Source organism: Pseudoalteromonas sp. BZA4, from assembly GCF_040104395.1.
In the GTDB taxonomy this organism is placed as follows: Bacteria; Pseudomonadota; Gammaproteobacteria; order Enterobacterales; family Alteromonadaceae; genus Pseudoalteromonas.
Genome location: NZ_JBECOT010000061.1, coordinates 1 through 21,692 on the forward strand (window position 1 = coordinate 1; position 21,692 = coordinate 21,692).

24 protein-coding genes are annotated in these 21,692 nt (G+C 37.9%); 6 read left to right on the forward strand and 18 right to left on the reverse strand.

Annotated elements, in window-relative coordinates:
- Positions 1–298 precede the first annotated feature (298 nt).
- Positions 299–751 carry a hypothetical protein gene (locus ABMY41_RS18140; RefSeq protein WP_349275753.1) on the forward strand — a complete coding sequence of 151 codons (453 nt, stop codon included), beginning with the start codon at positions 299–301 and terminating at the stop codon, positions 749–751.
- 33 nt (positions 752–784) lie between these two features.
- Here ABMY41_RS18140 and gloA read toward each other — a convergent pair whose 3' ends face one another.
- The 4 genes from gloA to ABMY41_RS18160 all read right to left on the reverse strand — a co-directional run bounded on the left by gloA (position 785) and on the right by ABMY41_RS18160 (position 3,819).
- Positions 785–1,315, reverse strand: coding sequence for a lactoylglutathione lyase (gloA, locus tag ABMY41_RS18145; protein ID WP_349275755.1), 531 nt, complete (start codon positions 1,313–1,315; stop codon positions 785–787).
- A gap of 310 nt (positions 1,316–1,625) precedes the next feature.
- The gene (locus tag ABMY41_RS18150) at positions 1,626–2,042 is read right to left on the reverse strand and encodes a VF530 family DNA-binding protein (RefSeq protein ID WP_349275757.1); all 417 of its coding nucleotides are present in this window, start codon (positions 2,040–2,042) and stop codon (positions 1,626–1,628) included.
- A 90-nt stretch (positions 2,043–2,132) separates the two neighbouring features.
- A complete protein-coding gene (locus ABMY41_RS18155; RefSeq protein WP_349275759.1) occupies positions 2,133–3,125 on the reverse strand; it encodes an MDR family oxidoreductase in 993 nt (330 codons plus the stop codon).
- Between the two features lie 61 nt (positions 3,126–3,186).
- Positions 3,187–3,819 (reverse strand): TetR/AcrR family transcriptional regulator, encoded by a 633-nt coding sequence (locus tag ABMY41_RS18160; protein WP_349275761.1) that lies wholly within the window; start codon positions 3,817–3,819, stop codon positions 3,187–3,189.
- Positions 3,820–4,216: 397 nt separating this feature from the next.
- On the opposite strand from ABMY41_RS18160, the gene rmf reads away from it, so the two are divergent.
- The gene (rmf, locus tag ABMY41_RS18165; RefSeq protein ID WP_036968408.1) at positions 4,217–4,387 is read left to right on the forward strand and encodes a ribosome modulation factor; all 171 of its coding nucleotides are present in this window, start codon (positions 4,217–4,219) and stop codon (positions 4,385–4,387) included.
- Positions 4,388–4,465: 78 nt separating this feature from the next.
- Here the strand turns inward: rmf and fabA are convergent, their stop codons facing one another.
- Positions 4,466–4,981 carry a bifunctional 3-hydroxydecanoyl-ACP dehydratase/trans-2-decenoyl-ACP isomerase gene (fabA, locus tag ABMY41_RS18170; protein ID WP_054553819.1) on the reverse strand — a complete coding sequence of 172 codons (516 nt, stop codon included), beginning with the start codon at positions 4,979–4,981 and terminating at the stop codon, positions 4,466–4,468.
- A gap of 207 nt (positions 4,982–5,188) precedes the next feature.
- On the opposite strand from fabA, the gene ABMY41_RS18175 reads away from it, so the two are divergent.
- From ABMY41_RS18175 to ABMY41_RS18185, 3 genes are read left to right on the forward strand one after another with little or no spacing between them, the layout of a single operon-like run.
- Positions 5,189–6,046: a 6-carboxytetrahydropterin synthase gene (locus ABMY41_RS18175; RefSeq protein WP_349275764.1), complete on the forward strand. Its 858-nt coding sequence runs from the start codon at positions 5,189–5,191 to the stop codon at positions 6,044–6,046.
- Positions 6,039–6,857, forward strand: a complete 819-nt coding sequence (locus ABMY41_RS18180; protein ID WP_349275765.1) for a M23 family metallopeptidase — start codon at positions 6,039–6,041, stop codon at positions 6,855–6,857. Before ABMY41_RS18175 ends, ABMY41_RS18180 begins: the two co-directional genes overlap by 8 nt.
- A 5-nt stretch (positions 6,858–6,862) precedes the next feature.
- Complete coding sequence (locus ABMY41_RS18185) at positions 6,863–7,297, forward strand: acyl-CoA thioesterase (RefSeq protein WP_054561502.1); 435 nt, start codon at positions 6,863–6,865, stop codon at positions 7,295–7,297.
- A gap of 223 nt (positions 7,298–7,520) precedes the next feature.
- On the opposite strand, the gene ABMY41_RS18190 is transcribed toward ABMY41_RS18185, so the two are convergent.
- The 9 genes from ABMY41_RS18190 to ABMY41_RS18230 form a co-directional block, all read right to left on the reverse strand.
- The gene (locus tag ABMY41_RS18190) at positions 7,521–8,843 is read right to left on the reverse strand and encodes a Na+/H+ antiporter family protein (RefSeq protein WP_349275768.1); all 1,323 of its coding nucleotides are present in this window, start codon (positions 8,841–8,843) and stop codon (positions 7,521–7,523) included.
- Positions 8,844–8,851: 8 nt separating this feature from the next.
- On the reverse strand, positions 8,852–10,792 hold the full coding sequence (locus ABMY41_RS18195) for a DUF3488 and transglutaminase-like domain-containing protein (RefSeq protein WP_349275769.1): 1,941 nt from the start codon (positions 10,790–10,792) through the stop codon (positions 8,852–8,854).
- Between the two features lie 2 nt (positions 10,793–10,794).
- Positions 10,795–11,754, reverse strand: a complete 960-nt coding sequence (locus tag ABMY41_RS18200) for a DUF58 domain-containing protein (protein WP_349275771.1) — start codon at positions 11,752–11,754, stop codon at positions 10,795–10,797.
- A 3-nt stretch (positions 11,755–11,757) separates the two neighbouring features.
- Positions 11,758–12,651, reverse strand: coding sequence for a MoxR family ATPase (locus ABMY41_RS18205; RefSeq protein ID WP_349275773.1), 894 nt, complete (start codon positions 12,649–12,651; stop codon positions 11,758–11,760).
- Positions 12,652–12,658: 7 nt separating this feature from the next.
- Entirely contained in the window at positions 12,659–13,054 is a 396-nt protein-coding gene (locus ABMY41_RS18210; protein ID WP_054553848.1) for a response regulator, read from the reverse strand.
- Between the two features lie 514 nt (positions 13,055–13,568).
- Entirely contained in the window at positions 13,569–14,120 is a 552-nt protein-coding gene (locus ABMY41_RS18215) for a hypothetical protein (RefSeq protein ID WP_349275775.1), read from the reverse strand.
- Positions 14,121–15,127: 1,007 nt separating this feature from the next.
- Positions 15,128–15,676, reverse strand: coding sequence for a hypothetical protein (locus tag ABMY41_RS18220; RefSeq protein ID WP_349275777.1), 549 nt, complete (start codon positions 15,674–15,676; stop codon positions 15,128–15,130).
- A gap of 150 nt (positions 15,677–15,826) precedes the next feature.
- On the reverse strand, positions 15,827–16,207 hold the full coding sequence (locus ABMY41_RS18225) for a hypothetical protein (protein ID WP_349275779.1): 381 nt from the start codon (positions 16,205–16,207) through the stop codon (positions 15,827–15,829).
- A gap of 59 nt (positions 16,208–16,266) precedes the next feature.
- Positions 16,267–17,844: an ATP-binding cassette domain-containing protein gene (locus ABMY41_RS18230; RefSeq protein WP_349275781.1), complete on the reverse strand. Its 1,578-nt coding sequence runs from the start codon at positions 17,842–17,844 to the stop codon at positions 16,267–16,269.
- Positions 17,845–18,089: 245 nt separating this feature from the next.
- On the opposite strand from ABMY41_RS18230, the gene ABMY41_RS18235 reads away from it, so the two are divergent.
- Complete coding sequence (locus ABMY41_RS18235) at positions 18,090–18,797, forward strand: metallophosphoesterase (protein ID WP_349275783.1); 708 nt, start codon at positions 18,090–18,092, stop codon at positions 18,795–18,797.
- Here ABMY41_RS18235 and ABMY41_RS18240 read toward each other — a convergent pair.
- From ABMY41_RS18240 to ABMY41_RS18255, 4 genes are all read right to left on the reverse strand, one after another.
- Positions 18,789–19,160, reverse strand: a complete 372-nt coding sequence (locus ABMY41_RS18240) for a hypothetical protein (RefSeq protein ID WP_055197077.1) — start codon at positions 19,158–19,160, stop codon at positions 18,789–18,791. The two genes, ABMY41_RS18235 and ABMY41_RS18240, sit on opposite strands and share 9 nt — an antisense overlap.
- Positions 19,161–19,355: 195 nt before the next feature.
- A complete protein-coding gene (locus ABMY41_RS18245) occupies positions 19,356–19,928 on the reverse strand; it encodes a tRNA-(ms[2]io[6]A)-hydroxylase (RefSeq protein ID WP_058585009.1) in 573 nt (190 codons plus the stop codon).
- 45 nt (positions 19,929–19,973) lie between these two features.
- Positions 19,974–20,606 carry a sulfotransferase gene (locus ABMY41_RS18250; protein ID WP_349275785.1) on the reverse strand — a complete coding sequence of 211 codons (633 nt, stop codon included), beginning with the start codon at positions 20,604–20,606 and terminating at the stop codon, positions 19,974–19,976.
- On the reverse strand, positions 20,603–21,505 hold the full coding sequence (locus tag ABMY41_RS18255; RefSeq protein ID WP_349275786.1) for a transporter substrate-binding domain-containing protein: 903 nt from the start codon (positions 21,503–21,505) through the stop codon (positions 20,603–20,605). The genes ABMY41_RS18250 and ABMY41_RS18255 overlap by 4 nt, the downstream gene beginning before the upstream one ends.
- Positions 21,506–21,692: the final 187 nt, after the last annotated feature.

Sequence of the window (21,692 nt, forward strand, 5' to 3'; positions counted from 1 at the left end):
GGTAAAACAGCACAAAGGCCGTAAAGACTCGATACGCAGTAAGTGTGTTAGGGCTAGTTTTGACGATGAATTCAGGGCTGAGCTTATCTTTGGTTAATACTTGTTAACAAAGTATGCTCTCACCCTGGGGATGAAATAGAGCAAGCTTTATCAATTAACAGAAAAGATACGTCAAACTTTAAATTTAAAGCTCTAGCGACCTTTACCCGGAATGATCAAGAACTGCAATATGATTTAAATGGCCCTTGTTATGATGTTACTTGGCACTTTCTTTAATTATAAGAGTATTTAAAAAACGATGGCTATTTGGCAAAGAACAATAGTTCTAATACCTGCACAATGGGTAGAAGATAAAAATTATTCAGTTGAGGCACTCTACAATGCCGATGGTTATTTCGATACTGCCTGCGTGTGGAAACAACACCAACCAAATGTGCAAATAGACAAGCTGTTGGATAATGTTTTAGTAAGAACTGAAAGTAATACTTCCGATATTAAAATGTGGGGTAATAGTTCATCAAATGAAATTACTATTTCTGTTAATGATGAATCGATTGATGAAATTGTAATTAGAGTTGATTTAAAGAAAGACATAAGTAATTTTTGCTTTTCAATTTGCCAACTCGCTAAAAAATTACAGTGTTTTTTATTTATTCCTAATAAAAAGCTTCTTATTGAGCCTGACATTCACTTACTAATGCAAAACATACAAACACTGACTACTACAAATCAAAAGCGTAAATTTAAATAACCTGCTAAATAGCAGGTTATTTAAGGTGTAATCTTACTTATGCTCTTCAATAATCTCAGTGATCCCTTCAGCTGAGAGTATCTCTATCCAATACCCATCAGGGTCTTTTATAAAGGCTAGGCCTTTCATCGAGCCATCGTCTGGTTTTTTTACAAACTCAACATCGTATTTTGCAAAACGCTCGCATGCTGCGTACACGTCTGGCACGCTAATACCTATATGACCAAAGCCTTTTGGTTCATCATTTCCACTATGATAACCAGCAAAGCTGTCGTCATTTTCTGTGCCCCAGTTATGTGTAAGCTCGATAAGAGCAGGGCGACGAAACACCCACTGTGCTTTTTCTTTATCGGTGCCTTTTGGCATGTCTTTCTCATAACCTAAAAAGTACAGCGTAAACTCCATTTTAGGGAAGTCATATTTACCTAGTAACTTCATGCCTAAAACATTCTGATAGAAATCTAAAGAAGGCTTTGGATCTTTTATGCGCAACATTGTCTGTTGCATTACATAACCTTGCGTTGCAGTTGCGATTTGTTCAGGTGATTCGTTGTAGTTAGACATACACATCCTTTTTTAATGACATTAATGATGATTAATTCAGTCTAACATAACCACGTTACCCTTAAATTAATAAAAATAATATTGACGTCTTTAAATAGCCCTTCAAATCCTAACTTGCTAACTTGCTAACTTGCTAACTTGCTAACTTGCTAACTTGCTAACTTGCTAACTTGCTAACTTGCTAACTTGCTAACTTGCTAACTTGCTAACTTGCTAACTTGCTAACTTGCTAACTTGCTAACTCACATAAAAAAGCCGCCCTAACAGGCGGCTCATTTCAATTTACAGCTAAAAACTTATAGTCTAAAGCTTAATTACCCCAAGGATTACTCGCACTTGAACGTTGTTTACGAGCTCGAGCAAGTTGTTTAGCTTCTTTTTTAGCGTGAATACGTTTAGCGTCAGTAAAACTTAACTCACATGGTTCACCTGGTTTTTGATCTGCAGGGATCACACGATCGCGCGGCGGTAATTCATAGTTTACATTGTCTGGGCGTGGTAAGTTTTTAAGACGATACAAATAAAAGTTCTCGACTTTTTCTTGAGCCCATTGGGTTTTACGTAAAAACTTAACCGCAGATTTTACATCTGGGTTATTCTTAAAGCATTTCAAACGCATATAGGCGTGGAGTAATTCCCAGCCATATTGCTCGACAAGCTCTGTAACGACTTGCTCGATACCAACACCTTGCAGTGGGTTATTGCTGAAAATTTCTTTATTACTCATTAGACTTTCCGGGATTACAAAACTAGGGTAAGTATAATTGCCTTTACCCTAGTTTTATAGCTAACTTGCTAAGAATGTTTCTATTCGAGCTTATTCTTTACAATTGACCACTACACGGCCGCGAATTTCACCTTTTAATAAGGCTTCTGCATTTGCAATGGCCTCAGAAAGCGGAATTTCTTGCGAAATAGTATCTAGGTACTGAGCCTCAACTAACTCACTTAAACGTTGCCATGCTTCAATTCTGTCAGCTTTAGGGCGCATTACACTATCTATACCCATTAGACTAATGCCACGAAGGATAAACGGCGCTACCGTTGCCGGAAAGTCCATACCTTGTGCTAATCCACAGGCCGTTACAACACCACCGTATTTAATTGATGCACACACATTTGCAAGGGTATGGCTACCCACAGAATCAATTGCACCTGCGAATTGCTCTTTTGCCAGTGGTTTTCCAGGTGCTGAGAATTCTTCGCGAGATAAAACACGTTTCGCCCCTAATTTTTCAAGGTGCTCTGCTTCGTTCATGCGGCCTGTTGTGGCAACAACATCAAAGCCAAGTTTATTTAGGAAATAGATAGCAAAACTACCCACGCCGCCATTAGCACCGGTAACAAGAATTTCGCCGCTTTGTGGTGTGATACCTTGCTTTTCTAAGGCTATAATACTGAGCATTGCCGTATACCCAGCAGTACCAATTTGCATTGCTTGTTTTGGTGTTAAATTTGCGGGGAGGGGGATAAGCCAATCAGCGTTCATAGATGCTTTTGAACTCAAACCACCTAGGTATTTTTCCCCAACACCAAAGCCATTTAACAGAACTTTATCACCTACTTTAAATTCATCGCTTTTAGACTCTGTTACTGTGCCTGCAAGGTCTATCCCGGGGATCATAGGAAATGTTCTTACAACAGGTCCTTTACCTGTAATGGCTAGGGCATCTTTGTAATTCAATGTACTGTAGTCAACATCAATATTTACATCTCGCTGGTGGATGCTTTCTACAGGAAAGTCTGTGTATTCGGCAAGGTAGCCTTGATCATCTTTGTTGATAACTACCGATTTTACTGATGTTGTCATGGTGACTCCTTTTAGACCGATCGTCTTTTATTGGTTGAAATAAAACCGTACTTAAACGGCTTTATAAAATTAAGCGTAAAAATTGTGCTGTATAAAGGGTAAGCGGTTCACTTGATTTATCAAGTTTAGAGCGCATCACTGCGCCTTCCCAGCCAATCCAGAAGAACTCAGCAAGCATTTTACAATCTGATGATTGAGGAATTTGCTTTTGCTGCTTTGCATCAACTAAGCATTGCTCGATTAAAGCTTGCCAGTTGGCGTAAGCCAGTTTTATGCGGTCAATCATAGGCTCATCAAGGTGACTGATTTCTTGGTTTAAATTACCTATTAAGCAGCCGCGCTTAAACTCAAACTTTGCCATACCTTGTTTGGCGTCATTGGCAAATAGCACAATCCTCTCAAGAGGGGTTGTTGCATCGTTGTTTAGGTGGCGTTTTAACTTTGCCTGAAAATAGCTGTCGTAAGCATCAATGAGTGCTAAGCCAAAATCATTTTTACTTTTGAAGTAATGATAAAAAGAGCCCTTAGGTACCTGAGCTGATTTTAATATTAAATCAATGCCGGTTGCGCTAAAGCCTTTTTCGGTTAATACAGCTAGCCCCGTATTAATTAAAAGGGCACGGGTATCTGCATTTGAACGCGCTATTTTTGGTGGCCTGCCACGACGGCTTGGCACAGAGTTATTTGTTTCCATACCGACTATATTAGACCGATCGGTTTTTAATATGCAAGCATTAAATTGACTAAATTGTAATCATCATAAATTTGTCATGATTACAATTTAATTGGGAACTTTGCCGAAATTGGCTTGGTCACAAATATTGAAGCTAAAAGAGCTGTATCGTTTGAAGCTAAAAGAGCTGTATCGTTTTTAGCTGAATTTAAGTGTATTAATAGATGGTTTTAGTTGAAGAGGTACGACCACTTAGTCATTTAAAATGTTAATTCATTTGAGCATCAGCACGTTACTTATTGTCAATTTATTTAATTGCTTTTTGCTATTTGAATTTAACAGTTTTATTAACTATTCATTAAATGTAGATGTCAATTTCGCTACATATCTATAAATATAAAAGGTGAGGATATTACCTATGAAGAGACAGAAAAGAGATCGTTTAGAAAGAGCTCATTCTCAAGGTTATAAAGCAGGCTTGGCAGGCCGTTCCAAAGAACAATGCCCTTATCAACAAATCGACCCTAAATCTGAGTGGTTAGGTGGCTGGCGAGAAGCCATTGAAAACCGAAACATGTTTAAAACTTAATATAGGCACCTTATTTACGCAAAAAAGCCCCGAAATGGGGCTTTTTTGTATCTGCTATTTTGTATCATAAATTAAAGATTAAAACGCAGATGTATCTTGGAAAAGACCTACTTTAAGATCTTTTGCTTCATAGATTACGCGGCCATCTACTTCTACAGTACCATCAGCCATACCCATGAATAATTTACGTTTAATAACACGCTTCATGTCTAAACGGTAAGTTACTTTTTTAGCTGTTGGCAAGATTTGACCTGTGAATTTAACTTCACCTACACCAAGTGCACGACCAAGACCTGGACCACCAGACCAACCAAGGAAGAAACCAACTAATTGCCACATAGCATCAAGACCAAGACAACCAGGCATTACTGGGTCACCTTTAAAGTGACAGTCAAAGAACCAAAGATCAGGATTGATATCTAGTTCTGCAACGATTTGACCTTTACCGTGCTCACCACCATCAGCAGTGATAGAGATAATGCGGTCCATCATTAGCATGTTGTCACTTGGTAAACGACAGTTGCCTTCACCGAACATTTCACCTTGACCGCAAAGGACCAATTCTTCTTTTGTATAGCTGTTTTTAGGTTCCATAACTCTCATTCATCGCTTAGAAATTGCCCCGTACTTTAGCGTACACTTGTACGCTAAACAACTCGGAGCAGTTAATTATTTGCTATTTTTAGCTTGTTTTATGACCATTTAATTAAACTGTCGCTGATAAAGGGAGATAAAACCGCGCATTGTGAAGTAAAAATCATTATAATTGCTGTGATTCTTTAACCAGTCTAAAGGAAATTTATGATCCTTTTTGTAAACTCACTGACAGTGATTGATTTTTCTTACTTGTGTAATAAACGCGGCGCAGTTGGCGAGAGCTGGATTGTGGATTTAACTCTGCACGGTCAATTAAATGATGAGTCGATGGTACTTGATTTTGGCTTAGTTAAAAAGCAAATCAAGGGCATTATTGATAACTGTATCGACCATAAACTTGCTGTGCCAGCCACTCTAAACGGTTCACTAACACAGCATGCTGATCACAGCGTGCTAGATTGTCACTTTGGTGATAATTATCACTTAGCTATGAGCGCTCCTAACCAAGCATATTGCCTAATCGATGCTGATGTTATTGATGAAAAATCGGTAACCGAGTTTTTAATTAATACTATTATGCCTGAGCTCCCTAGCAACATCGAAAAGATTGAAATTAATTTATACCCAGAGCATAGCCAAAGTTTTTATTATCATTACAGCCATGGTCTTAAAAAGCACGATGGTAATTGTCAGCGTATTATTCATGGTCATCGCTCACAAATTGGTATTAGCCTAGATGGTATGGCTATGCCTCGCTTACAAAAAGAGTGGGCAGATAAATGGGAAGACATTTATCTAGCAACAGCTGAAGATGAAATCAATAAATCAGACCTCAAGCATGTAACTGCACAAGAAAACGATGTGTGCTTTGCTTACACATCACAGCAGGGCTATTTTGAAATGGCGATAGACAAATCACGCTGCGACATATTACCTTGCGATACTACGGTTGAGTGCATTGCAGACTACTTAAGTTCACAAGTTAAAAACCAATACCCTGATTCAGAAGTTAAAATTACAGCTTACGAAGGGGTTGGCAAGGGGTCAATCAGTTATGCGTAAAGGATTATTAATAGCAGCATTTGCAGGGTTGTTTTCTTTAACTGCAAGTGCTGTTGAATTAAAAGGACATTTAACTCAAGGCGGTTTAGTAACAGGCCAAATTGAAGGCGCTAAAAGTGTAAGCTTCAATGGTGAGCCACTTAAGCTTTCAACAAATGGTGAGTTTGTGTTTGGCTTTGGCCGTGATGCTAAGACAAATCATAGCCTTTCTTGGGTTGATAGTACTGGTGTAAGCCACGAACAAGCAATTGTGATCACTAAGCGTGATTACAAAATTGATAAAATCACCGGTGTTGCAAAAAAATATGTTTCGCCACCTAAAGAAGTATCTGAGCGTATTAGCCGTGAAGCTGTAGCAGTACGTAAAGCTAGGCAAGTTAATTCTGACTTACGATACTTTTTAGACCCTGTTTATAAACCCGCAACTGGGCGCATTTCAGGTGTTTATGGTAGCCAGCGTTACTTTAATGGTGAGCCTCGCCGCCCGCACTTTGGTTTAGACATTGCCAATAAAACGGGTAGCCCAGTGTATGCGCCAGTGAGCGGCACAGTTGTTTTTGCTGATGCTGACTTATATTACTCTGGTGGTACCTTGATTCTTGACCATGGCCATGGTGTTACTTCTACTTACATTCATTTAAGCAAATTAGATGTAAAAGTAGGGGACGAAATTAAGCGTGGCGATAAAATTGCCGAGATCGGTGCGACCGGTCGCGTAACTGGCCCTCATTTAGACTGGCGTTTTAATTGGAAAAATGAACGCCTTGACCCTGCGCTAATGATGCAAGACACATTAGCTAATAAAAAGTAGAGACTATGACACAACAAATCGATCGTGACGCTATTATTGCAAAGCGTATTGCTGACTCAACAACGTCGGTAACAAAAACAGTTTTTCCTGGCCGTACAAACCACCACAATACTTTGTTTGGCGGTGACGCGTTGGCATGGATGGATGAAGTAGCATTTATTGCTGCTACACGTTTTTGCCGTAAGCCACTTGTAACGATTTCGTCTGACCGTGTAGATTTTAAAGAAGCCATTCCGGCTGGTACATTTGCAGAGCTTATTTCTAAAGTTGTACACGTAGGTAACACTAGCCTTAAAGTAGATGTTGAAATCTTCTTAGAAACAATGCACAAAGACGATAAACACTTAGCTATTTCTGGTAGCTTTACGTTTGTTGCTGTTGATGATAACCACAGACCAACGCCAGTTGTATGCGATAAAATGATCAACGGTTTTGAATAAAACTGTCTGAAAGTTTTAAATAAATTAAGTACCTTCGGGTGCTTAATTTAATACACATAAAGAACACATCATACTCTATTTGTTTTAAGTATATCTCAGCAAGGAACAAAATATGAAACTTATAAGTTATCATAGGGAATGCGATGCATTCTAAATGCATGTAGTTTATTACCAGCAATCAAATAAGCATGAGCAAACCCTTGAACCAATAAAAAACACGACTTTACAAAACCATTGCCGCAACCCAACCAGCAACAAGTAGCGGAATATTAAAATGGATGAAAGTAGGCACCACTGAATCCCAAATATGGTCGTGTTGACCATCTGCATTTAGGCCAGATGTTGGGCCAAGTGTTGAGTCAGAGGCAGGGGAGCCTGCATCACCTAGCGCTCCAGCAGTACCAACCAGTGCTGCAGTAGCCATAACAGAAAAGTTTAATTCCATACAAAGTGGTACAAACAGGGTGGCTATAATTGGCACCGTCGAAAACGAGCTACCAATGCCCATGGTGATCAATAAGCCAACGAGTAAAATTAATGCTGCGGCAAGGGGCTTGTTACCCTCAATCATTCCTGCAGCAGAGCTAACTAATGAAGCAACATCACCGGTTGCTTTCATCACCGAAGCAAAGCCTTGCGCCGAAATCATAATAAAGCCAATCATCGCCATCATAGCAATACCTTTGCTAAATACATCGCCGTTTTGCTCAAGTTTTACAACACCAAATAAGGTAAATATAGCTACCCCAACAAGACCACCTAGGATCATAGAGCCGCTAATATTTTGTGCCACTAATGAACAAAGTACGGCGGTAATTCCCACTGCTAACACCTTCTTAGGCTGCTCAATGACAACCTCTTGCTGTTGCTCTGTTAGGCTGTGAGACTCATAACTTCGGCGTTTTCGATAAGATATAAACACCGCAACCAATAAACCAAATAACATCCCAATTGCTGGAATGATCATTGCTATCGGTACTTGAGTATTAACAATCTCTAGGCCATTTTCAGTGAGGTTCTTGTGTAGTATCGAGTATAAGTAAATACCACCAAAACCATAAGGTAGCACCATGTAAGAGGTGGCCAAGCCGAAGGTTAAGATACACGCAATGGCACGTCTATCAAGGCGTAACTTGTTAAACACCACAAGTAGAGGCGGAATTAGAATTGGGATAAAAGCTATATGTACGGGTATCAAATTTTGCGACGAGATCGCACACAGCAAAATAATACTCAATATAAGATAACTAAGTGTCGTTTCGCCTTTATGGCTATTCTCGTTTACTTGCTTTAGTAACTTAGACGCTAAAATACGTGTTAAACCTGACTTAGAAATAGCCACCGCAAATGCACCTAACATCGCATAGCTCAGTGCTATTTCAGCGCCGCCCGATAAGCCATCATTAAATGCATTAACGGTTTGTGATAAACCAAGGCCTGCGGTCAAACCCGCTACAATTGCGCTTACCGTCATCGCCACAATGACATTAATTCGACAAAGAGTCAGGATCAGCATCAAAATAACGCCGACAATTACTGCATTCATATTGTTCTCTATTTGGCTGTTTTGAGAGAGTTTAACAGAACTCGTACGCGGTTTTTGTGATTTTGGTTATATGATTGCTGTTGATAACGTACTTCGATGATTATTTGCTCAAACTCACTTAAATATGCCTCTGATCTAGGCTTTTGCTGTTTAATTAAAGCAATATTTTGCAGTGGCGTGTTGGTATCAACAGGCTCAATGCCTTGCTTTTTTGCCCACAGGTAAAGCTTAGTGATGTCATCAACCAGCGGCTCTCTACTTCGAATAGGGCGTTTGTTATATAAGAAATAGCCAGTAAAGCTTAGTAATAATGTACCTAACACAATTAAAGGTGTTAGCCATGCTGACTTATTACCAAACAGTGAATCAAATAGACTTTGTTGTGATTCTTGATCAAACGTAAGCACCCAGTTAGTCCATTTATAGTCGAGTTCTTCAAGATGAATTCTAAGCCAGTTTATTGCTTTAAAATGGCTCCAGCGCTTTAGACCAAAGTTAAGATTGTCGTTAAAGCTTTCGTTTAAATCACCCAGTTGTGATAACGAACCGTTTAAACGCTCCGGGGCAACAACAGCGGTAGCATCAAAAATATGCCATTTTTCATCAAAGAACACCTCAACCCAAGCATGGGCATCGTATTGATATATGTTAAGCGTAGCAGCTTTTGTTTGTTCACCGCCTAAATAACCAGACACAACACGGGCAGGGTAGCCGGCAACACGAAACATAAATGCAGCGGTGCTGGCATAGTGACCACAAAAGCCACGTTTGGTATCAAACACAAACTGGTCTAGCGTATTATCACCATACATGGGTGTAGGCGTTAATGTGTAAGCAAACTGCTGCTGATTAAAGTAATCTAGTAGCGCGTTAAAGTAAGCTTGCGCATTTTCATGCTCAGCAGCCAGCTCGTTTGCCAGTGCCGTCGTTTGCGGATTAGTTGTTTTCGGTAAGCGGGTATATAAGCGTTTTTCAAAGTTATTTAGGCTCAGCGAGGCTTGGCTACTAGTTACCGCGTATTTAATGTTTTTGTTTAAGTTACCTTTGCGCTTTAACAAACCATTGTAGGTTGAGTGCACATCAGAATTAGCACTTTGAGCAAAGCCAAGTGCAAAAAGCCAATTAGAAGATGAGGGCTCTGCAATAACCTGATAATTAACGCTATTACTTTGAGTAATTGTACGGCGAATTGGGTTAAATTGTTGAGACTTCAAAATGTCCGATATTAGCCATTCACTACCATTAAACTCATCATGAATAAGGCTGCGCCAGTAATAGGGGGCTTGTAAGGTTTGCCCTGGCTGTTGTTCTACCCGAAAAACTAAGTCATCAGATTCCGCTAATTTCGCAATAGAAAAGGGGTTAACTTGCTCTGATAAACCCGTTTTAGCAAGCTTTGGCCCCGGTAGCTGCCAAAACGCTGGAATTTTAGGTAAAAATAAAATCAAAAATGCCGCTATGGGTAAGGCTAGTAGTATGGTTTTAAAACTTTGTTTGTTAGCGGCCTTAAAGCTTTGCGGGCTAGTTAAATAGCCAAGTACCGCGAAGTTAACAATATAAAGTACACTGACTACCAAGGTTTCAAATAGCCCTTGGTGAAACAAATACACGGTTGAAAGGTTAAAAAACACCAGTAAACACACAGTTTGATACTGTTTAACGGTTTTCGCTTGTAGCAATTTAAAACTGCTAGCAAGTAGCATCATGGATACAAATAACTTGACCGTATCGCTCACGCCAACCAGAACAAATAAGGCAACTAAGCAAACCGCAGCCAAAATATTCGCCACCAACCCATTTAGTTTTTTATAAAACTTACCTAAAAACAGGTTTAAAAAGCTTAGGCCCCCCAATATGGCTAAGAATGGAGTAGGTACTTCAGTAAACAAAAAGCCACTGGTAACAATAAACAGCAGTGATAAAACGGTATTTATAAGCGGTGTATTCATAATTAAAACTCCGCTAATGCTTGTAGGCAGGCTTTTTGATGATTGATCCCTTGGCCTTTAGCAATGTGTTTATTGGGTAAGGTTAACGAAAACGCCATGTGTTGGTCGGTTAATTGGTTCACCAAAAAACATAACTGGCTTAATCTATACTCATTATTGCCGCTCAAAATATTGAAATTAAGTGCTAATTCCTGTGATGCGTCACTGGTAAATTCTTTCGTTAATAGTTGCTGAGTTTTAGCGTAGTGTTTCCACGATACCTTATTAAGCGCTGTTCCTTGCACAAAAGGGGTAAGCTGATAAAAGTCATCATTACCGGCTTTAACTTTTGCGTTATCGCCGTCGTGTACGTCATTGTCATAGAGCTGAGTATCAAGCTTTTCAGTGGCGATAGGTTGTGGGTAAACATAAACCGTTTCGGTTGGCTCTATATAACTCCACACAGACACCAAACCAAATGGAAAGTGGCTAATGATTTTTATTCTATCAAAGCCATATGCACCACGTTCACAGCATTTTAGCGCTATTTCAACGGTCTTTTTCTCTTTACTTTGCAGTGACACAGTTTCAGATTCAAGGTTGTCATTAATCAGTTTTATAAGTTCACAGTATGATTGTGCTTGAATTTGAAAACGCGCAATAGGGGCTTTTGGCGCATAACTTTCGTTTACTGACTGGTATTTAACCGACAAACCTCTCACATTTTTATAGCCGGTGAGTATCGCAAAAACCAAAACAACCACCATTAAATACGCCATGGCTAAAATCAGGTTGTTTTGATAGTTAATGCCCATCACAAAGTTCAGTAATGCAATTAGTAAAAACTGCCCACCAAGTTTTGAGGGTAATACATAAATCGTTTTATGTTGAAGCTCAATTTCGTTAGTTTTATGCTTATTTTTTAATAGCTTATTAAAAATAGATTGACGAAATTGATCAATAAAAGCGGGGCGCTTAAACATATTTTATAAGCTTACAGGCACATGTTTAAGTGCATAGCCGCTGTCACCAGCGTTTAAGCCAAGCCTGTGATCAGTCACGCTAGGAAAAACAGCTTGTACATCTTCAGGCATTACAAAATCACGACCTTCAATATACGCCCATGACTTTGCAGCGCGGGCAAGCGCAATGCTGGCTCTTGGTGATAATGGGTTTACAAAATGGTTATCTTGGCGAGTAAACGCAACTAGCTCAAGGATATAATCAACCACCGAGTTGCTGAGCGTTACTTTATTAATTTCTCTTTGAATAACAGCAAGTTGCTCAGGATTAATACGAACAGGCAAGTCGTCATAATTACGATTGTTTAGGCCTAAAATGAGGTTTTTCTCAGCTTGTTTATCAGGAAAACCTAAACTAATACGCATGAAAAAGCGGTCTAATTGTGACTCAGGCAACGGATAAGTACCAGATTGATGCACTGGGTTTTGCGTAGCAATCACAAAAAATGGTGATGGTAGGGCGTGTTTAACCGAATCTACCGTCACTTGTTTCTCTTCCATTGCTTCTAATAGTGCACTTTGTGTTTTAGGACCTGCACGGTTAATTTCATCTCCTAATACAACTTGGCTAAATACTGGGCCTTGATGAAAAGTAAATCTATGTTCTTTAGCATCAAAGATGTTTGTACCAAGAATGTCAGAAGGTAATAAATCGCTAGTAAATTGAATGCGTTGATATGACAAACCAAGAACTGCGGCAAGTGCATGAGATAAAGTGGTTTTTCCCATGCCTGGTAAATCTTCAATTAACAGGTGGCCTTCACTAAATAAACACGTAAGGGCGAGTTTGATTTGTTGTTGCTTACCAAAAATGACCGTTGATAGGTCATCTATAATGAGTTGGATTGTCGAGTTCATAAACTACTTAATTTGTTATGGTTTCCATCAATTCTAGACGTTTCATAACAGAGTCGACTTTTTTTGCGTTGAATGGTTTGGCGATAAAACCTTTAGCACCTAATTCCCAGGTGTTTTGCACATTCTCAAGACTATTATGGCCAGAACACATAACAACATGAGTATGAGGATGGCGGTCATTTAAGTATTCAAGAATTTCCGTACCGTCAGTGTTAGGTAGTTCAATATCAAGAAAGATTACGTTAGGCGACTTTTCTTCAATTACGGTTTTAGCTGATTCAAAATCTCGACTTTCTAAAATATCGTCAAAACCAAGACCAGTTAAAATTTGATTTAGATAGTCGCGGATATCTTGCATATCATCGATTATCAGAATAGGTTCTAACGGCTTCACAAATTCCATATCGTTTACATCTTATCGTTACATCTCAAGTTGATAGTTTTAATATAAGTCATGAGATAACTAAGCTCAAGAAACAAGCACTAATAAAATGAATAATATGATAAAACACCACCTTAATGTCCGATACCGTCTAGTATTGGACTTAGCATGCACAGAGAATAGGTATAACTTTGTATAGATAGTTTACTTCCTATAATTTATATTATGTTAAATAAGCAATTTATCTTTATAAGCAGGCTCAATGGGCGTTAGATTTTAAGGTTTTTTAAGCCCTTTTTTGCTTAATTTGGGTTTTCAAGATTTACTAAATTTGCATAACTTTCAACTTGACCTGCATAAAATAAACAACAATAACTTTCTTCCAAAAATATACATAGAACTTTACTTGAACAGTGAAATTTAATGATTCAAGTACAATAACAGTAGATACAATTCAATACGGCTCGAAAGTTTATTTGGGCTAGTAAGCCTGCATTACGTTTACTTATATTGAGGGTTATTAAAATTATAAGATTTAATCTTTAATAACCTCATCTAGAATATTTTTAACTTCTTCAATATTTTTAAATACATCTTTTGTATTTTTTTGTGTTGCTTCTAAGTGAGCATTGTTAGTTATTGCTGTTTCTTCAACGGCAAATAATAGATTAGAACCACTATCTATGTTTAGTGATTTCTCATATTTAATTATATAATCTTCAAAGTTTTTAATAGTACCATCAAGAATTTTTTTAGAGTATGAACTCGTTTCTTCCAATTTATCTACTGATTGATTGAATTTATTAAAAATTTCATTGGAAATGTTTATTACTATTCTCTTTTGAATATCTTTGCATTCATTTAAAGCTATGAGGTACGTTTTATAGTTTTTTTCCTGATAACTAATTGTCTCTAAATACAATTTTCGTATTTCGCGTTTTAACTCTATTAAAGTCATAGATTCATTGTGAATTTGAGCTTTCCTGCTTACTTTTAGAGCTAAGAATGCTATACAGGCTACAATCAAAGGTTGAAAGATCAATACTAGTTCTAAAAACTTCTCAATATATTTAACAAAAAGTTCCACATTTTTTCCTTAAAATTTAGTTGTTCAAATTTTCGCGTGTTAAGTACTTTTACGCAACTTGTAGTCAATTTGTTTATGATTTATTGTCATGCCCTCCCCCTAGTTTACAAATCAACTAAACCGATAGTAAAGCTAGCCCAGATTATGTATCGTGGCTATATGTACCCTACTGGCCCTTGATCAGAATGCAGAATATTGAGAGAAGATAACCTCATGATTACACTTCGGGGCAAACCTAGGCCATTAGATGTACAGCTAGTAAACAGATATAAATGGTCAGCAAATAACTCAGAAAAATGTATCAAAGTCTTAAGAAGCAAACATCAAATCAGGATAAATGTTTAGTTCATCTCTAAAGTTAATTTCTAGATATTATTGGTGAAATATCAAAAAACAGTAAGTTCAATTATGACAAAAGAATGGTTAGATATCATTGATACAACAGTAAAAATCAGTTTAGGTGCTTTAATTTGTGGAGTTACCACTTATTTTATAACTAAAAACAAGTCACAAGTTCACTGAGTCAAAAGAAGCAAGAGAGTATGAGAAGCAACTTTTAAAAGAAGAACGTGAAAGAAAAGCTCGCATAGCTGAGCAGTCACTAGAGAACCTTGGCTTTTACTTCATAGGGTTTATTGAGTTTATAGCTACCTTAGATGGTGTTGTTAAAAGTGGTCATTCATTTGAAACACAGCAAGCTAGAGATTTTATTATTGAAAGGGATGATTTGTTTTTAGAAGCTAGGGCTAAGTGTGAAATGTGCCAATCAAAATTAAAGTTCATAGGTTTTAACGATTCTGCTTTGAAATTAAATGATTTGGCGAATCTTGAGAATAACATAAGATCTAAGGTTGTTTTTGAAGAGAGCCAACTTACTGTCGATTACATCAGTGAGGCACGTTCAACTTTTACTGAAATAAGGAAGTCTTTTTTTACCTCTTAAAATGCTGAGTATGAAAAGTTATTTAAGTAACAATTCCCCCTTTAAATAAAAGGCTTATAGCTCTTTATTTGTTTCCCATAAGCTCTTGGTATTCATTACGAATAGCTTTTTTTATTTCAATTGCTTTTTGATGCATGTTTACAAGGTTAGATTTAGCCTTTTCAGATATTTCATTGTTAACTTCTTCTTCTTTGAGATTTGAGATCATTCTTGCAGTTTCTTCTAATTGTTTATCAATTTTTAAAAATGTGTCTAAAGTATTCAAATCACAATTTAGTTCGATTAGATTCATAGTCATGAAAAAACAATTAGTTGACTCTTCCCTAGTCTTTTCAAACATTTCAATTAAAGCTCTGTCTTGCATTGATTTTATAGTAATTACACAGCCACAAGCCAATCTAGCTTTAGAATAGTATTCATTAAAAGATGTTAATGTCTCTTTAAGGTTATCAATTCGTTTGCTTCTTAGTTCTTTTTTCAGCAAAGCTAAGTTATTTTTATTACTTACTTTAAATGTCACTAGGCTTGTTATTGTAACAGTTATTAAACTTACAGTCCCTATAATTGAAGAACCAATAAGATAAATAACCTCTTTGCTGATTTCTTGCTCCATAAATACTCCTTGTAACCATTTTGTCAAAATAATTTTGTACTAAATATATAACAAAAAAGGCCTTTTCGCCCTTCCATTTTTAAACTGTAATATAAATTACACGCAAGACTTTAGGAAAACATTTATAACAATCTAGAGCTAATAACTCTTTCACCTTCCCCAATTAAACGCCCTAGCAACACCTAGCCCAATTTCATGCAATACCACAAATCCAGCGCCATATAAGGTAGCCCAAACTGGGATGATGATAAAATCGAGGGTTGAGGTGGATGATGAAACGGCGACTTCTTGGTAATTTGTAAGCCAAGGATAAAAGCCAAAGCAGTATAGAATAACAATTGGGGCTGCAAAGAGCATTAAACGCAGTTTGCGCTGTTTAAAAAATGGCATAAATGACGTAACCAGCATCAGTAATAACGGCACGAACACGTAGATCACCGAGGTAAAATCATTGAGCGTCATGCCTAAACTTAAGGTTACAATCAGCATGAATAAAGCTGTAAAAATGCGGTAAGCGGCTGTAAAATTCATTGTCATTCCTTGTAATGTACCTACAACCACCCTAGCACGCTTATTTATAAATGGCTATTTTATAATACAATTTGCTTATTACAGCCGATACTTTCTACAAAGTATTTATCATGGCTTACAATTATAAACCCGCCTTTAAAACCCTGTAATGAATGAGCCAAGAGCTGTTTTGACTCGAGGTCGAGATGGTTATCGGGCTCATCGAGTAACAAAAGTGCGGTGCTTTCAATATTACTGACGATACACATGGCGAGCTTCATTTTCTCTCCACCACTTAAAAGCTCTGCATGTTTAAAAACAGCGTCTTTTCTAAAGCCGATACTAGCAAGTAGAGTACGCGCGGTGCTCTCATCTAGGCTTTTACAGTAAAACAAAATGTTTTCTAGCAGGGTTAGCTTGTTGTTTATTAATGTAAAATGTTGGTCTAAATAATAGAGTGCTTGATTGCAATGTAACTGCCCTGCTTTTACTGGTATGTCGTAGTTCAGGGTTTTGAGTAAGGTTGATTTACCAGTGCCATTAGCACCCGCTAAATGAATTTTATCATCACTGAATACCTGAAAATTAAACGGCTTTTGTGTGCCGTGAGCTATTACAACCTCCTCCAGGCTAAGTACCTTTTGATGCTTAGCTTCATTTAATTGCGCTAAGTAAAATTGCTGCGCTTTAGTTTGTTCAAGCTGGCTAGAAAGCTCATGTTTATTCCTAGTCAGCATCCCCTCTCGTTTAGCAGTATTTTTACTTTGTGATGATAAATTAGCGCTGGCTTTATCTTTTTTAGCATCCATCAGCACTTTAGGCTGACTTCCTGATTTTCTGAGGGCTGTGCCTTGGCCTGCTCGTTTTTGTATTTTTTGCTTTTGTAGTTGCTCTGCTGCCTTTAGCTTAGTTTGCTGTTTAACAACGTGGTTTAATTTATTTTCAAGGGCAGCAACTTGCTGCTGCTTTTGAGTCTGGTACTCAGAAAAACACGTACCATATTGTGTTAACCCAAGGGTAGTTAGCTCCCAAACTTCATGGGCTTGTTCTAATAATTCTATGTCGTGACTTATTAGTAATAATTGCCCTTTAAAGTTGTGTATTTGCTTTATAAGCCAGCTTTTGCCTTTTGCATCTAGGTGGTTTGATGGCTCATCCAATATTAATATATCGGGCTTTATGCAGGTAAATAGTGTCCAAAGCTTTAATTGGCTAAGCTGGCCACCACTTAAATGTTTGCTTAAGGAATAGTGGGTTTTGTTGTTTATGCCAAGCCTTACAAGTTCTGCATTAAAGCGCTCTGCTAAATCCCAATTGCCTTCAAGTAAAGATAAATTTTGTTCTGTAACTTGCCCTTGGTTTATAGAATCAAGGGCTTTAAACACTGGCTCTAGCCCAATCGCCTCAGCAATAGTTTGCTTTTCAGCCTGATTTACATCGTTCATTTGCCTGTAAAAACCGAGGGATGAATGACAAACAACCGTACCAGAGCTAGGCTCTTTTTGCTTAGCAAGTATTGACGCTAATATAGATTTACCGCAGCCGTTCCTGCCGACTAAAGCGGTGACTTTAGCAGTAAGTGAAAATGAAAGGTCGTTAAATACAACATCGCCATTGCCATGTTGGTAACATAAATTAAAAGCTTGAAGTTGTGGCATAGTGCCTCCCGTATTACAGGGGCATAAGCGTGTGATCACACGAGAAGTAATATAGTGTAAGTGATAGTGAGCAACGCCTACTAACCCTGTTGGTCCAAAAAGATAAAAATGAAATTGGATAACAGGTTTAGTTGTTCATGTTGGCGGTAACTCCTAAAAAGTGAGGCTAGATAATAACCACCCTGTGCTCAAATAGCAAAGAGTTATGATAGTCTTAAGCTACACACTGGTTAAAGGAATGTATTTTGAATTTAGTTAAAAGCCCTCTTGCCTCGCAAAAACCCATTCAAGTTAAGATGCAACTTGAACAAAGTAAACGTGTATTTGTTATTGGCGATTTAGATGCAGATTTAACTAAATTTGAACAGGCGCTTTGCTCTGTTAATTTTAACCCAAGTGAAGATATTTTGTTTTCACTTGGCGATGTGATTGACCGGGGTGAGCACAGCATTGCATTACTTGCGCGTTTTCAAGAGATTGGTGTTCATATGTGCCTTGGGAACCACGAGCATATGTTGCTTGAGTCTTTACTTGCAAAGGATAAAGGTTACTACCGTTTATGGGTTGAGAATGGCGGCCGCTGGCATCTAGAAGCAACCAATGAAGAGCTCGCGTTTGCCTGTAAGCAGCTACTTAGATGCCCGCTTTCTTACTATATTGAATACGGCACATTAAAAATTGGTTTATCGCATACCACCTGTGCTGATTGGGATTGGCAAAATCCACCACAAGATATACAACAAGCGGTTAGCGCATTGCTTTGGGATAGAAGCTTAACCAAAGCGAAAAAGCCGGTAATAAATCCTAGTATCGATTTTTCTGTGCATGGCCATAACACGACCAAAAAGCCCTATTGGCTTGGCAATAGTTATCATCTTGATACCAATTATCTCAGCGGTAAGCCCACCATTGTTGAGCTTAGCACGCTGAACAAGCAGTTTTCATCAATGTAAACTTGCCAGTCGTTCGACCGTTTTCTCTTCAAGGTATTTTTTGTAGGTTAACCTTGCATGCCACAGTTGCTCATCGGTTTCTTGAATGTAGATGATAGGGCCGGCTATTTTGCTCGCTAAACTCGTAAGTTTACTGTATTCACGCGTATCAATTTTGCCATCGCTGAAGTAGCTTTGCGCGGTATTTAAAAACTGATCGTCTTTATAAATATCGCTATGCCAAATAAGCGAACGATACATACTAGCGGTTATTTCAGTTGGCTTATCGTTGGAACGAAAGATTTTAACTTCGGTGTAAATTGAATTACCGGTAATTACAATCCCTATTAACGACAGCGTCGTAAGAGTCATCATCCATTTCATGCTCTATTCCTCACAGTTAGGTACTAATTTAACTATAGGAGAGAAAGATGAATGTATGCTGTTTATTTAATCAATTAGGATTGGCAAAACTATTTTCTGGAGACTTAATTATTGTTTTTAGTCCCTAATTTACTGCTTTGGGATAAAACATTAATTTGTGTATTAGGCAAAAAGGCCTAATACACAAGCATCACACTAGTGAAGCGCTGCTGTAAACGGAATATTTTTACAGATTTCGGCTTCTGCGATAAGGATTTCTTCAAGGCGTGTATCAACCTCTTGCTTATCGAAATACTCGTAGGCAAGTTCAACGAATAAGTTTTTATGTTTTTCTTCTGATTTAGCAATCGCGACATAAAACTCTTTTTCTTTGCCTGCTGGTAAAGCTTCTGCAACAAGCGAAAAGCGCTCGTGACCGCGTGCTTCAATAACGCCTGCTACTAATAAACGGTCCATTAAAAATTCATCACGACCATTTCTAAATACCGCACGAATTTGTTTGATGTAAGGATCTTTTTGGTCATTCCCAAGAGATACATCACGTTCCATTAATAGCTTTAAAACTTGCTTAAAGTGAATCATTTCTTCCAGTGCTAAGTCTGTCATGGCTTTAACAAGCTTACGACGGTCTGGGTAATGAGAAAGCATAGACATAGCCATACCAGAGGCTTTTTTCTCTGCTGCAGCATGATCTTGTAAAAAGGTATCGAAATCAGCTAAGACACCTTCTGTCCATTCAAATGGCGTGTGGTATTTCAATTCAAACATGATAAGGAACAACTAAACTTATAATGGCGGCGATTTTAACGTATTTTACGTGTGATTATAACCAAGAGATTTATCAATTTTACCACTTCGGGTTGATGATACTTTATCGGGATGTTTTATATCATTCCACGCTGTGACCTTACCGCCTATATTAAGCTGTTTAAAGTTAATTGGCTGCTGAGTGTTTAAAAACTGCTGAAGTAATTGCGGGCTGTTTGAGTCTGCTACATCCAGTGTTAATAACTGATGTTCACGGCCTTTAAAATAATCTGCTACTTGCTGTTGGTGGCGGTTATAACACGCTGTTAAGTATTCATCAGATTCTAACTCTGCCAAGCTGTAATGGCCAAATACATCGAGGTAACAGCGCTTTAAATGGATATTAAAGCCACCATCTGGGCGCATTAAATTAGTGTGCATACGTGTTAATAACTGCCTAATAGAAGGCAGCCACTTAGTTAAATCGCGCTCAAGGTTGATAAAACGGCTATTTGCAAAATGTTTATCAAGTAACTCGTATTCGCTAAATACCGGAGTATCGGCAATAACGTCTGCGGTTGTAATTGCTTGTTGGGTATAGGCTGTGTGGGCGGTTTTATATCCGAGTTGTAAAAAGCTGTTACAGATACTGGTTGTGCCGGTTCGTGGTAAACCGATTATAAATATTTTAGAGCTCATGGCACCTGATCAAATGATAACCACAGCGATTTGTCGTTGACTGGGGTTAACCTTGGTAAATCATAATTGCGCAATTCTATAACAATTTTGTCGTGTAGGTGGGCGTTTTTAATAATTTCGCCGTTGTACTTATCAAAAAGCTCATCAAACTCACCGCTCTTACGCATAATTTTTAAGCCTTTATTAACTGCTTTGGCTATTTCTGGGTCGTTCTTATTAAAGAAAAAATAAATTGGGCTTTTATATTTAAGCATTAACTGAGGAAGTACTGCTAACGACATTTGGTTTTTGAATACTTCATATTCGTCATTGATTTCGAGGATAGATCGAGGAAATAAATCGCCACGCCCCCTTTCAAGCATGACAAACAAAAACTCTAAATCTAACGAGGTAGAAACTACTAAGCCATTATCGCGCAATATTTTGGTATCTGGCCAATCCTGACCTTGTAAAAAGTAAATGTGTTTTAAATCATCTAAGGTTTTTAGCTGACTTAAGTGCGCTAGATTTTGCTCGTTAATGAACATAACTCGCCAACCAAACAAGCCTTTGAAAAGCGGCACGCGTATTGGTAATAAACGCTCTTCTCGCTCTTTATTGGTCATGGTCCAAGAAACATCAATGGTGCCTTTTTCGATTTCTTTTAAAACACGATTTTGCCCTAACACTTCTGCCGCAGGGGTAAGTGTATATCTATAACCACTTCTTTTTAATGCTGTTTTAAGTAAAAGAAACGGGTAATAATTATCCTCAATGAGGCTTGGCATGGTTTTAGGATAAATAATATTGAGTGTTGCTGGAGGGATAGTTTTTTCTTTTTTGCCATTGATTGTTTTTACTTCAGCTACGCTTGAAATCGAGAATAACAAAAGTAGTAAAGTAAAAACAACCTTCTGCATATTAGAATACCTGTGTAACTAATAACATCACGGCACTGATCAACATAGTTAAGAAAGTTAGGGCGTTGTTTCCTAAAAGTTTGAACTATCTTGCCAGCCTGTGATCAGATCATCTATATCCTACTAGCCCGTGCAACAACAATGAGCAAAATCACAAACTGGTCTCACTATAATCAAGCCCTCGTTA

Bases quoted from the DNA above. Each gene is read 5' to 3' on its own strand.
- gloA (WP_349275755.1), bottom strand. From the start codon at position 1,315: ATGTCTAACTACAACGAATCACCTGAACAAATCGCAACTGCAACGCAA.
- ABMY41_RS18175 (WP_349275764.1), top strand. From the start codon at position 5,189: ATGATCCTTTTTGTAAACTCACTGACAGTGATTGATTTTTCTTACTTG.
- ABMY41_RS18150 (WP_349275757.1), bottom strand. From the start codon at position 2,042: ATGAGTAATAAAGAAATTTTCAGCAATAACCCACTGCAAGGTGTTGGT.
- ABMY41_RS18160 (WP_349275761.1), bottom strand. From the start codon at position 3,819: ATGGAAACAAATAACTCTGTGCCAAGCCGTCGTGGCAGGCCACCAAAA.
- ABMY41_RS18155 (WP_349275759.1), bottom strand. From the start codon at position 3,125: ATGACAACATCAGTAAAATCGGTAGTTATCAACAAAGATGATCAAGGC.
- fabA (WP_054553819.1), bottom strand. From the start codon at position 4,981: ATGGAACCTAAAAACAGCTATACAAAAGAAGAATTGGTCCTTTGCGGT.
- ABMY41_RS18140 (WP_349275753.1), top strand. From the start codon at position 299: ATGGCTATTTGGCAAAGAACAATAGTTCTAATACCTGCACAATGGGTA.
- ABMY41_RS18200 (WP_349275771.1), bottom strand. From the start codon at position 11,754: ATGTTTAAGCGCCCCGCTTTTATTGATCAATTTCGTCAATCTATTTTT.
- ABMY41_RS18245 (WP_058585009.1), bottom strand. From the start codon at position 19,928: ATGTTTGAATTGAAATACCACACGCCATTTGAATGGACAGAAGGTGTC.
- ABMY41_RS18195 (WP_349275769.1), bottom strand. From the start codon at position 10,792: ATGAATACACCGCTTATAAATACCGTTTTATCACTGCTGTTTATTGTT.
- ABMY41_RS18220 (WP_349275777.1), bottom strand. From the start codon at position 15,676: ATGGAGCAAGAAATCAGCAAAGAGGTTATTTATCTTATTGGTTCTTCA.
- ABMY41_RS18180 (WP_349275765.1), top strand. From the start codon at position 6,039: ATGCGTAAAGGATTATTAATAGCAGCATTTGCAGGGTTGTTTTCTTTA.
- ABMY41_RS18190 (WP_349275768.1), bottom strand. From the start codon at position 8,843: ATGAATGCAGTAATTGTCGGCGTTATTTTGATGCTGATCCTGACTCTT.
- ABMY41_RS18210 (WP_054553848.1), bottom strand. From the start codon at position 13,054: ATGGAATTTGTGAAGCCGTTAGAACCTATTCTGATAATCGATGATATG.
- ABMY41_RS18240 (WP_055197077.1), bottom strand. From the start codon at position 19,160: ATGAAATGGATGATGACTCTTACGACGCTGTCGTTAATAGGGATTGTA.
- ABMY41_RS18255 (WP_349275786.1), bottom strand. From the start codon at position 21,505: ATGCAGAAGGTTGTTTTTACTTTACTACTTTTGTTATTCTCGATTTCA.
- ABMY41_RS18230 (WP_349275781.1), bottom strand. From the start codon at position 17,844: ATGCCACAACTTCAAGCTTTTAATTTATGTTACCAACATGGCAATGGC.
- ABMY41_RS18205 (WP_349275773.1), bottom strand. From the start codon at position 12,651: ATGAACTCGACAATCCAACTCATTATAGATGACCTATCAACGGTCATT.
- ABMY41_RS18225 (WP_349275779.1), bottom strand. From the start codon at position 16,207: ATGAATTTTACAGCCGCTTACCGCATTTTTACAGCTTTATTCATGCTG.
- rmf (WP_036968408.1), top strand. From the start codon at position 4,217: ATGAAGAGACAGAAAAGAGATCGTTTAGAAAGAGCTCATTCTCAAGGT.
- ABMY41_RS18250 (WP_349275785.1), bottom strand. From the start codon at position 20,606: ATGAGCTCTAAAATATTTATAATCGGTTTACCACGAACCGGCACAACC.
- ABMY41_RS18185 (WP_054561502.1), top strand. From the start codon at position 6,863: ATGACACAACAAATCGATCGTGACGCTATTATTGCAAAGCGTATTGCT.